Origin of the sequence: Dokdonia sinensis (assembly GCF_003688895.1) — a bacterium.
GTDB lineage: Bacteria > Bacteroidota > Bacteroidia > Flavobacteriales > Flavobacteriaceae > Dokdonia > Dokdonia sinensis.
Genome location: NZ_REFV01000005.1, coordinates 151916 through 163711, shown reverse-complemented (window position 1 = coordinate 163711; position 11796 = coordinate 151916). Strand labels below are relative to the sequence as shown.

The following is an 11796-nucleotide window of genomic DNA, read 5'->3' as shown; positions in this document are numbered from 1 at the left end:
GAATGTAAAAACCAAAAAAAAGGAATGATTGGGAAATTTAACGTTATGGCTATCGCCCTGCAATTAAAACTGAAACAGCGCTTTTACTTCCTGACCTTCAAGTTTCTTCCTTCCTTCGAGAAATGCGATTTCGCCCAAAAAATTACACTGTACGATCGCGCCACCCGCCTTTTCAATCAGCTGTATTACCGCGGCAGCCGTTCCTCCCGTAGCAAGAACATCATCGTGCAATAATACTTTATCTCCTTTAGAAATTGCATCTACGTGCATTTCTAGGGTATCTGTTCCGTATTCTAGTTCGTAGGTTTGGGCGATGGTAGTATGCGGAAGCTTTTTTGGCTTGCGCACTGGGACAAATCCTGCACCCAGTTTTTCGGCGAGTAGGGTTCCAAAAAAGAATCCCCGTGCTTCAATCCCCACGACCTTGTCTATTTGTACATCTGGTACTAATTCAAGGAGAGCTGTTGCCGCTTTCGCGAAAGCGGACGCATTACCTAACAACGGTGTTATATCTTTAAAAGTAATCCCCTCTTTAGGAAAGTCCTCAATGTCACGGATGTACTCCTTTAAATCTATCATAGTTTTATAATATCTCAATTCCCGAAAGATTGATTTTGTTCAAAATGGGTTTAAAAAATGTCAAATTTCGGCAATTGTAAATAGACATCCGCCACAGGATCGAATAGTTCATTAATTTTAATTTCCCTAAAATCATTAAAGATGTTTAAAAATACAATGTTAGCACTTACGTTAGGTGCTATTTCTTATTGCAACGCGCAGGTGGGAGTTAATACGACAGACCCACAAAATACAATTCATATCGCTGGTGCCACGAGTGGTGTGCGTGTGGATGGACTTAACAGTACAAACAATGCCCGTAACCTAGGAACGCGCAGCGCGCCTGTGCACGTGGATACTAATGGAGATTTTATAATCCCAACTGCTCCTGCTGATGGTGAACTTATACGACCTGAATTTGACCTTATAAATAATGCTGCTCCAGTTCAAGTAAGAACCAGCGCAACAGGTGGACAGGTGATAAATGTAATAGGAAATACTTTTTTTACATTAGAACAAGATGCAATAGTAATGGTAAATTACTCATTGAGTTTTGATTGTAAGGATTATACAAACACCTCTAATATAAGTGATCCATCCCCTAAACTCGTACAGAATTTTCTAACGCTTTACAGTTTTATCAACGACCCTGTTTCTGGCACAGTTTATACGACTTTAGGTGGTGGACTGGGTGTATCTGGACAAACTTATACCAATGCTACTGGTGACATAGAGGCCGTAGGGGGATATCTTTACAACAATGGCAGTTTTACAAGAATACTTCCCGCAGGAAATTATTATATTGAGTTTAACGCTCTGGTCTATAGTAGTATTAACACAGATACTAAAGAGGCGTTTACTGCAGTATTTGGTCAGGATCGCGATACCGTTTCGGTTCTTGCTATTTACTAGAACTACGGACTATAAATAGATTAAGAATACTTCAAATTTTTTTACAATACTTGTTTTATATTTATAGTATTGTTTTATATTTGCACCCCGAAACAAAGAACATTTATTCTGAGTTTGGGAATTATTAAAGGCCTCGTGGCGCAACTGAATAGCGCACTTGATTACGGCTCAAGAGGTTACAGGTTTGAATCCTGTCGAGGTCACTTTAGTCATTGCAAAATGACAACAAAGCCACGCAATCACTATGATTTGCGTGGTTTTCTGGTTTTTAGACCAACATTTGAAATGAAACGATTTGCTTCTATATGGTAGCTAATCGTCAGTTAATTTTCAAAGTGTCAGTTGAACTGACACTTTCAAGAAAAGCTTTGAAATACTTGCTATAGTTGATTTGACATTCGTCAAGACGATTTGTATAATCTAAAGACGACAACTATGCGGTCAACAAACACATTCTCAATTCTCTTTTGGGCAGACCAAAAGAACGCCACAGATGGCGAAGCTCTGGTTTATGCCAGAATCACGGTAAACCAAAAACGAGCTAACATCAGTTTAAAAAGACGAGTGCCGGTAAAACTTTGGGACCCTAAGAAAAACCGAAGTAAGGGTAACTCTGCACAAGCTCGCCAACTCAATCAGTATATCGACCAGACTTACACTAAGCTCTTCCAGATATACCAAGACTTAAAATTTCAAGAAAAATTGATAACGGCCAAGCTCATAAAAGCCCACTACACAGGCGAGAACGAGCAATCCAAATCACTTCAAAACCTCATCGCCTATCACAGTAAAAAAATTGAAAATACTCTGGCAAAGGGAACGATTAGAAACTTCGGAGTGACCGAAAACTACCTCAACAGATTTCTCAACAAAGTCAAGAAAACAACCGATATCTATTTAAAAGAGCTCGATTATAAATTCCTGTGCGACTTCGAAAATTACTTAGCCAACTACTGGCCAGCTGGTCATCCAAAAGCCTTAAGCCAGAATACTATAATGAAGCATATTCAACGTTTACGTAAAATAGTAACGTTGGCTTATCATATGGAATGGATTCCACGGGACCCATTTGTAAGATGGAAACCAGTTTACGAGAAGAAGCAACGTGAGTTTCTTTCTGAAAATGAGCTTTCCAATATGGAAAACTTTCAGTTTTCTATCGAACGCCTGGACAGAGTGCGTGACTTATTTGTGTTTAGCTGCTACACCGGTATCAGCTATGTGGATATAATGAATTTGACAGAAGATAATTTGGTGCTTGGTATGGATGGCGGAAATTGGATATATACCAAACGTCAAAAAACAAAATCTTCAGTCAAAGTCCCGTTACTTGGAAAAGCAGAAGAAATCATTTCTAAATATGAAGGGCATCCTATGACAGAAGTAACAGGAACACTTTTGCCAGTAATCACTAATGAGAAATTGAACGTGTATCTAAAGGAAGTTGCTCACTATGTTGGTATAACTAAAAATCTAACGTTTCATATGGCACGCCATACCTTTGCAACTACCATAACGCTTTCCAATGGTGTTCCTATAGAAACGGTATCAAAACTCTTAGGACATAGTAAAATTGCTACTACTCAAATTTATGCTCGAGTACTCGAGCATAAGGTTAGCAATGATATGGATATCTTGAAAAACAAGTTGTTGAAGAATAAAAATGAACGCATTAAAAAAGCAGACTAATAACCAAATTTATACTTTCAAGAAGCATTCTAAATAAGAAAGTACAACAAATTATATCAAATTTTATTATTTTTGTACTTAATGAAGAAATTCCTCCACAAATCGATGGCTATTTTAATGGCAGTCGTGGTACTTTTTACCACGATGTCATTTACTGTGGATATGCATTATTGTGGGGATTCTCTTGTAGATTTTTCATTGTTCCAATCAGCAGAAACCTGTGGAATGGAAAAAGAGCAGTCAAGTATAGGTTGTGAAAATTCGATGCTTACCAAAAATTCCTGTTGCTCTGATGAGCAATTAATTATTGAAGGACAGGATAATTTAAAGCAAGACTTTACTAAGTTAACCTTTGAGCAGCAAACGTTCATCGCTGCTTTTACATATTCTTATATAAACCTTTTTGAAGGAACAGAATCTAAAGAAGTTCCTTTTGAAGATTACCCGCGACCCTTTGTCAAACGGGATGTGCAAGTGCTGCACCAGACTTTCTTAATTTGATTTGTTAGATTTTATAATGAAGCCCAACAGCTACGCTGTCGTGGGCTAAAACTCGTGTTTGCCATTTTCCGCAACACGTAATTCCAATTATCTAATACATCAAATGTTATGCTGAATAAGAGCATTAAATTTCTCATAGAAAACAAACTTGTTGCCGTTCTACTATTCGCCCTATTTGTGGGTTGGGGCGTGGTCAACGCACCCTTTAATTGGGAAACGGGCTTTTTACCTACAGACCCAGTTGCCGTTGATGCCATACCTGATATTGGCGAGAACCAGCAAATTGTTTTTACCAAGTGGCAAGGTCGCTCGCCACAGGACATTGAAGACCAAATCACATATCCTCTTACCACTTCGCTTCTCGGTATTCCAGGTGTGAAAACCATCCGTAGTTCATCTATGTTTGGATTTTCAAGCATCTATATCATTTTTGAAGAAGACATCGAGTTCTACTGGTCACGCAGTCGCATACTTGAAAAACTGAACTCACTTCCTGCAAACCTATTACCTGATGGTGTCAATCCATCATTAGGACCAGATGCCACGGGTCTCGGACAGATATTTTGGTACACGCTGGAAGGTCGTGATAAAGACGGCAACGTAACTGGCGGATGGGATTTACAGGAATTGCGTAGCATACAGGATTACTATGTGAAATATGGATTGTCATCGGCAAGTGGTGTTTCTGAAGTAGCTTCCATTGGTGGCTATGTTCAGGAATACCAAGTGGATATCGACCCAGAAAAAATGCGCCAGTACAACGTGAGTATGGGCGATGTAGTCAAAGCTGTAAAGCAGAGCAATCAAGATATAGGCGCACAAACGCTCGAAATCAATCAAGCGGAATATCTCGTGCGCGGATTGGGCTACATAAAGTCCATAGCAGATATTGAAAATGCGGTAGTAGATTCTGAAAACTTTACATCCATACGCATTAAGGATGTGGCAAACGTTCATCTGGGACCAGCCGCAAGACGTGGTATTCTCGATAAGGAAGGTGCCGAAGTTGTAGGTGGTGTTGTAGTCGCTCGCTATGGTGCAAATCCGCTGGAAGTCATCAATAATGTCAAAGCACAAATCGCCGAAATAAGCTCTGGACTTCCAACAAAAACCTTGAAAGATGGGCGCACTTCGCAAGTAACTATCGTGCCATTTTACGACCGTACCGAACTCATTCAGGAAACTTTGGGCACACTCAACGAAGCTTTGACTTTGGAAATCTTGATTACCATTTTAGTTATTATCATTATGGTGTTCAATCTACGTGCATCCATCCTTATTTCAGGACTATTACCCGTAGCAGTTTTGATGGTTTTTATCACGATGAAGCTCTTTAATGTAGATGCAAACATCGTCGCACTTTCTGGTATCGCTATTGCCATCGGAACTATGGTGGACGTGGGCGTGATACTCGCCGAAAATATGATTCGGCACTTGGAAGATGAAAAGTTGCGGCTTAATGAAAACGGTAAGGAATACACCACAAACGAAATCATCTACAACGCAACTGCCGAAGTTTCTGGTGCTATCCTAACAGCTGTCCTGACGACCATTATCAGTTTCCTGCCCGTATTTACGATGATAGGTGCCGAAGGAAAACTGTTCCGCCCACTTGCTTTTACCAAAACAATGGCACTCACGGCATCACTCATCATTGCGTTATTTCTCATTCCACCCATCGCGGCATTCCTGTTCCGCAAGACGAGTGTGCGAGAAGGTACACAGTATGCCATTAATGGCTTGCTTGTTTTATTGGGAATTATCGCCATTGTTTACGGTTATTGGTTAGGACTAATTCTTATCGCCTTTGCTATCACATCATTTTTAAAGATGCGTGGTAAGCTTTCGCGAAAGCGTAAAAATCTACTGGATATCATCATTTCATCGGTTGCCATCGTATTCTTGCTCGCTACCTACTGGCGACCGTTAGGCTTTGACCGAAGTATTGTGATGAACTTTTTATTTGTTTCCATTATCTGTTTTGGACTGCTTGGTGTGTTCTCGATTTTCAGGATATACTATGAGCGTATTTTGCGATGGGCACTTCAGAACCGATATCTATTCTTAATCGTTCCGGCTACGGTGCTCACGTTGGGTATCATTATTATGCGAAATACGGGCAAAGAGTTTATGCCAGCGCTGAATGAAGGCTCTTTCCTGCTGATGCCTACATCCTTACCACACGCTGGTGTGGAAGAAAACAAGCGTGTGTTGCAACAGCTCGATATGGCGGTGGCGAGCATCCCTGAAATTGAAACCGTAGTAGGAAAAGCAGGACGAACGGAAAGCGCACTCGACCCGGCACCACTCTCGATGTATGAGAATGTGATTCAGTATAAATCTGAATATATGCGCAATGCATCTGGCCAACGACAACGCTATAAGGTCAATGACGATGGATTGTTTGTACTGAAGAACGACAAATTTATTATTAACCCAAATAATGAGATAGACGAAGATGTCAATTATGACAAAGCATCGCTCAAGACTACCGCTACACGCGAAGAGTTGATTGAAGATGAAAACGGCGAGTATTACCGAAACTGGCGACCAGACATCGAGAGTCCAGATGATATTTGGAACGAGATAGTTCGAGTAACCAAACTACCAGGCGTGACATCTGCACCCAAGTTGCAACCCATCGAAACACGTTTGGTAATGCTACAAACGGGAATGCGTGCGCCTATGGGTATCAAGGTAAAAGGTCCGGATTTAAAGTCCATAGAAAATTTTGGACTGCAACTGGAAGACATCTTGAAACAAGCCGAAGGCGTTAAAGAACAAGCTGTCTTTGCAGACCGTATCGTGGGCAAACCCTACTTGCTCATCGATATTAAGCGAGACCAATTGGCTCGATATGGCATATCCATTATGGACGTTCAGGAAATCCTTCAAGTGGCCGTGGGCGGTATGCCACTAACGCAAACCGTGGAAGGCCGTGAACGCTACGCCGTGCGTGTCCGCTATCCAAGAGAATTAAGGGCAAATCCAGACGACTTGCGAAACATCTATGTTCCTGTTGAAAAAGGAAGTCCTGTACCGCTGGGCGAATTGGTAGATATTCGCTACGAGCAAGGACCACAGGTCATTAAGAGTGAAGACACTTTTCTTATTGGCTACGTGCTGTTTGACAAACTGGACGGCTTTGCCGAAGTAGATGTGGTAGAAAATGCCCAAGCCTTGATTCAAGAAAATATTGATAATGGTTCGCTTGTCGTGCCGCAAGGCGTGAGCTATCGATTTACGGGAACCTATGAAAATCAGTTGCGAGCAGAAAAAACGCTGTCGGTAGTTGTACCACTTTGTTTGCTGGTTATTTTCTTGATTCTGTATTTCCAATTTAGGTCGGTTTCTACATCGCTAATGGTGTTTACCGCAATCGCCGTAGCCTTTGCAGGTGGCTTTATAATGATATGGTTATATGGGCAAGAGTGGTTTTTCAATTTTAGCTTTTTCGGCGAAAATCTGCGGGACTTGTTTAATATGAAAACCATCAATTTAAGTGTGGCTGTTTGGGTAGGTTTTATTGCCCTGTTCGGTATTGCAACGGATGATGGCGTGGTAATGGCCACCTATTTAGACCAATCTTTCAAAAGCAACGAACCAGACAATAAAAAAAGTATAAGACTCGCCACTTTGGAAGCCGCAGGTAAACGCATTCGTCCGTGTTTGATGACTACCGTAACAACGGTGCTGGCACTACTTCCCGTACTCACATCCACAGGCAAGGGAAGCGATATAATGATACCGATGGCGATACCCATTTTTGGCGGAATGATAATCGACATTACGTCTTATTTCCTATTACCAGTTTTATACAGCTGGAAAAAGGAATACCAACTTAAAAAAGCAAACAGATGAAAAAATTAAAATATATACTCGTGTTTTTGTTTGTTTCCGCTTTCGCGAAAGCGCAACAGCTACAATCCTACATCCAAGAAGCTGAAGCCAACAATCCAGAAATTCAAGCTTTTGAACTGCGCTATAATATCGCCGAAGAAAAGGTAAACGAAGCCAACTGGATTCCCAATACCGAAGTAAGTGCCGGCTACTTTGTGAGCGAGCCAGAAACCAGAGTGGGCGCACAACGTGCACGGATAGGTGTAAAACAGATGTTGCCGTGGTTTGGTACTATTACAGCTCGTGAAAATTATGCCACCGCAATGGCAGATGCTGAATATGTGGACATCACGATTGCAAAGCGCAAGCTCGCACTTTCGGTCGCACAATCCTATTATAGCCTGTATTCTATACGTGCCAAGCAAGCTGTGCTGGATGAAAATATACAGCTATTGCAAACCTATGAGCAACTTGCACTCACGTCTGTAGAAGTAGGTAAAGCGAGTGCCGTAGATGTGTTGCGACTTCAAATACGGCAAAATGAATTACAACAACAAAAGGAAGTGCTGGAAGAAGAATTTACGGCAGAACAAACAGCTTTTAACAATTTGCTCAACCGTGAATCAATGATGACGGTTGACGTAGTTCCAGAAATGGAAATCCCGCAGGAAGACCCATTTTATTCTAATGATGCGCTATCACTCAATCCTGAACTGCTCAAATATGACAAACTCTATGAATCGGTAGCACAATCCGAACTGCTCAACCAGCGTGAGAGTTTGCCTATGATTGGTTTTGGTGTGGATTACTTGCCCGTAACGGAACGTAGCGATGTGAACTTTAGCGATAATGGGAAAGATGTATTGATGCCAATGGTTTCGGTATCCATCCCCATTTTCAACAACCGTTATAAATCCATTTCAAGGCAAAACGAGTTGCGTCAGCAAGAAATAGAAACCCAACGGGAACAGCGATTGAATGTGCTGGAATCCGCTTTCGCGAAAGCGCAATCACAACGCAACCAAGGCCGCATCGCTTATAACACCCAAGACAGCAACCTGAAGCAAGCGCAAGATGCCGAAGAAATTCTGGTAAAAAATTATGAAACAGGCACCATCGATTTTAATGATGTGCTGGACATTCAGGAACTGCAATTAAAATTTCAAATGAATCAAATCGAGTCGGTGCAAATGTACTATGTACAATCGGCCATTATTAACTATTTAATCAATTAATTATGGTCAAGGATTTTTACATAAAAAATATGGTTTGTGATAGATGTATCAAGGTGCTCAAATCTGAAATTGAATTGCAGGGCATTGAACTAAAAGAAATTGAATTGGGACGTGTAAAACTTGACATCAAGAACGACGATGAGCGATATGCTTTTAAGGAAATTCTGAGTAATAACGGCTTCGCAATTATCGATTCTGCTGAGGATACACTAACTGAGCAGGTGAAAATAATTCTTATAAAAATGATGGAAAATCTACCCATCCAACTAAGCGACAAATTATCTAAGCACCTATCAGAAAAATTACATCAAGACTATTCAAAAATCAGTAAGGTATTCTCATTCACACAAGGAAATACCATTGAAAAATACTTCATTAAACTGAAAATCGAAAAGGTCAAGGAACTCATACAAACACAGGAAAAGAATTTTACCGAGATAAGTCAACTATTGGATTATAGCCATATCAATCATTTGAGTAGACAATTTAAGACCGAAACAGGAATGAGCTTGACAAAATACAAGGATGACCATAAAAATTTTAGGAATTCATTAGACCAAATTGTATAGATAACAACCAGAATTATGACACAGCTCGCTCAAAAACAGCTTTAATTTTGGTAAAAACTAAAAGAAATATGAAAAAAATATTAATAATCTTTTTAATATTATTTGGATTTGCAGTGCAAGCACAAAAACCAGATAATCCTTTTGTAGCTAACAAAACGGAAGAAAATGTTGATAATTGGCCAGAACGTGTCTATGATTTAACTATTGATTATGAGACTGTAAACTACACGGGTAAAGATATAAAAGCGATGACCTTTAATGGTAGTATTCCTGGTCCAACTTTAGAATTTAATGAAGGGGAATTTGCTATTATTAACGTAACCAATAAAATGGATGTAGAAACATCTGTGCACTGGCACGGTTTAATACTTCCACATTTTTACGATGGTGTACCTTATCTAAATACACCACCTATTAAGCCAGGCGAAACTCAACAGTACAAATTTGCGCTCAAACAATCTGGAACTTATTGGTATCACTCACATACGGGATTGCAAGAGCAACGTGGTGTTTATGGCTCAATTCAAATCAATCCTAAAGAGACCACATTAGAGTATGATAAAGATTTGGTACTCGTACTTTCGGACTGGATGGATGAAAATCCTAAAACACAACTCCGTAACTTAAAACGAGGTAATGAATGGTACCTCATTAAGAAAAATCAAGTACAAAGTTGGGATAAAGTAATCGCCAGAGGTGCTGTTGGAGCTAAGTTGAAAATGATGTGGCAACGTATGCCAGATATGGCTATACTTGACAATTACTACGATTATTTTTTTATAAATGGAAAACCTGAACAGAACTATACTGATTTTAAACCTGGTGAAAAGGTAAGGGTACGTTTTGTAAATGCAGCTGCTGCCACTTATTTCTGGCTTACATTCGGTGGCGAAGACCCTACGCTAGTAGCAGCGGATGGGTTAGATGTTGTTCCTGTACCACACAATAAAACATTAATCGGAGTTGCCGAAACATATGACTTTATAGTAACTATTCCAGAAAGCGGAAAGCTGGAAATCCTTGCAACTTCACAAGACGGTTCTGGTAAAGCATCTACCTTTTTAGGAACAGGCAATACATTGAAAGCTCCAGAAGTTCCTAGACCTGATTTGATTAAACAGATGCAAGAGATGATGTCAATGGATATGAAAATGGGAGCCCCAGCAGTTAAGTTCAACCCTTCAAAAAATGATAGTATTGAAAAAATGAAGAAATACGCAATGAAGATGGATGGAATGCAAATGGATGGAATGCAAATGGATGGAATGCAAATGGATGGAATGAATATGAAAGATGACAAAATGCAGATGGATGGGATGCAGAAAGATAAAGATTCCATCAAAATGAAAGACAACGGTATGGCTCATCAGGATATGAAAATGAAAGACGATAAGATGCAAATGGATGGTGGAATGAAAATGGGCTATATGGTTCCAAAAGACAAAGTGATAGGTAATAATATGAAAACAGGTGGTAATCCTGAATTTAATTATCACTATTTAAAAGCGCCAGAAAGTACCGAATTTGACGAAGACAGACCTACACGTGAGATGCTATTTAACCTAACTGGTAATATGAACCGATATGTATGGTCAATAAACGGAGTACCTCTTTCAGAAACCGATAAAATAAAAATCAATCAGGGAGAAGTTGTAAGAATAACGCTTAACAATATGACAATGATGCACCACCCAATGCATCTACACGGACACTTTTTTAGGGTACTTAATGAAAATGGTGAGCGCAGTCCATTAAAACACACGGTTAATGTTGCACCGATGCAAAAGGTAGTCATTGAGTTTGCTGCGGATGAAAAGGGTGATTGGTATTTTCATTGTCACGTTCTATATCACGTAAACAGTGGTATGGCTAGAATTTTTAGCTACGATACACCACGAGATGAACGATTAGAAGGATATCCTTTGACCAATCTTACCAATGAGGCAAATCATATGTTCACTTGGGGAGAAGTCACTGGGGCAAGCCATATGACAGAATTATATTATACGGCAACGAACATTCGTAATCAGTTTACCTTAAGAGGAGAATATGGCTGGAATGAAAATTTAGAAGCAGAGTTTACATACGAGCGTTGGCTCAATAGTTATTTCAGGGTTTTTGGAGGTGTAAATGTTGAAAACGAAGGCGTGGATAGCCTTGAAGAAATATCTACCACAGGTGTCGTAGGTGTTCGTTATTTGCTTCCACTTCTAATCGATTCCGATTTACGGATTGATAACAAGTTACGTCCTACTATCTCTTTTGCGACAGCGACTATGATATTTAGAAATGTTGCCCTTTATGGTGAGTATGAATACCAAATGGATTTTGGTTGGGTAAATGACTTTGAAGAAGGGACTGATTTTGAAGAAGAAACGACTTGGCAAGTAGGACTTGAATATGTACTGAGTAGAGATTTCTCTTTAATGGGAAGCTATGACAACCGTTTTGGATGGGGTGGCGGACTTTCATTAAGATTTTAAAACAATAAT

The 11796-nt window shown here is 39.9% G+C and carries 8 protein-coding genes and 1 tRNA gene; 8 read left to right on the top strand and 1 reads right to left on the bottom strand.

Annotated elements, in window-relative coordinates:
* Positions 1-63: 63 nt before the first annotated feature.
* Positions 64-576 carry an adenine phosphoribosyltransferase gene (locus EAX61_RS07040; RefSeq protein WP_201739430.1) on the bottom strand — a complete coding sequence of 171 codons (513 nt, stop codon included), beginning with the start codon at positions 574-576 and terminating at the stop codon, positions 64-66.
* 144 nt (positions 577-720) lie between these two features.
* Here EAX61_RS07040 and EAX61_RS07035 point away from each other — a divergent pair, with 144 nt between their 5' ends.
* From EAX61_RS07035 to EAX61_RS07000, 8 genes are all read left to right on the top strand, one after another.
* On the top strand, positions 721-1470 hold the full coding sequence (locus EAX61_RS07035) for a hypothetical protein (RefSeq protein WP_121916972.1): 750 nt from the start codon (positions 721-723) through the stop codon (positions 1468-1470).
* A 129-nt stretch (positions 1471-1599) separates the two neighbouring features.
* Positions 1600-1673 (top strand) — tRNA-Arg (locus EAX61_RS07030).
* Between the two features lie 232 nt (positions 1674-1905).
* Positions 1906-3159, top strand: a complete 1254-nt coding sequence (locus EAX61_RS07025; protein ID WP_121916971.1) for a site-specific integrase — start codon at positions 1906-1908, stop codon at positions 3157-3159.
* Between the two features lie 81 nt (positions 3160-3240).
* Entirely contained in the window at positions 3241-3660 is a 420-nt protein-coding gene (locus EAX61_RS07020) for an HYC_CC_PP family protein (protein ID WP_121916970.1), read from the top strand.
* Between the two features lie 108 nt (positions 3661-3768).
* Entirely contained in the window at positions 3769-7521 is a 3753-nt protein-coding gene (locus EAX61_RS07015) for an efflux RND transporter permease subunit (RefSeq protein WP_121916969.1), read from the top strand.
* Complete coding sequence (locus EAX61_RS07010) at positions 7518-8735, top strand: TolC family protein (RefSeq protein ID WP_121916968.1); 1218 nt, start codon at positions 7518-7520, stop codon at positions 8733-8735. The genes EAX61_RS07015 and EAX61_RS07010 overlap by 4 nt, the downstream gene beginning before the upstream one ends.
* A gap of 2 nt (positions 8736-8737) precedes the next feature.
* Positions 8738-9304, top strand: coding sequence for a helix-turn-helix domain-containing protein (locus tag EAX61_RS07005; RefSeq protein WP_121916967.1), 567 nt, complete (start codon positions 8738-8740; stop codon positions 9302-9304).
* A gap of 68 nt (positions 9305-9372) precedes the next feature.
* Positions 9373-11787: a multicopper oxidase domain-containing protein gene (locus tag EAX61_RS07000; protein WP_121916966.1), complete on the top strand. Its 2415-nt coding sequence runs from the start codon at positions 9373-9375 to the stop codon at positions 11785-11787.
* Positions 11788-11796: the final 9 nt, after the last annotated feature.

Excerpts from the sequence above, each read along its gene's own strand:
- EAX61_RS07025 (WP_121916971.1), top strand. The coding sequence starts at position 1,906 with ATGCGGTCAACAAACACATTCTCAATTCTCTTTTGGGCAGACCAAAAG.
- EAX61_RS07020 (WP_121916970.1), top strand. The coding sequence starts at position 3,241 with ATGAAGAAATTCCTCCACAAATCGATGGCTATTTTAATGGCAGTCGTG.
- EAX61_RS07035 (WP_121916972.1), top strand. The coding sequence starts at position 721 with ATGTTTAAAAATACAATGTTAGCACTTACGTTAGGTGCTATTTCTTAT.
- EAX61_RS07005 (WP_121916967.1), top strand. The coding sequence starts at position 8,738 with ATGGTCAAGGATTTTTACATAAAAAATATGGTTTGTGATAGATGTATC.
- EAX61_RS07010 (WP_121916968.1), top strand. The coding sequence starts at position 7,518 with ATGAAAAAATTAAAATATATACTCGTGTTTTTGTTTGTTTCCGCTTTC.
- EAX61_RS07015 (WP_121916969.1), top strand. The coding sequence starts at position 3,769 with ATGCTGAATAAGAGCATTAAATTTCTCATAGAAAACAAACTTGTTGCC.
- EAX61_RS07000 (WP_121916966.1), top strand. The coding sequence starts at position 9,373 with ATGAAAAAAATATTAATAATCTTTTTAATATTATTTGGATTTGCAGTG.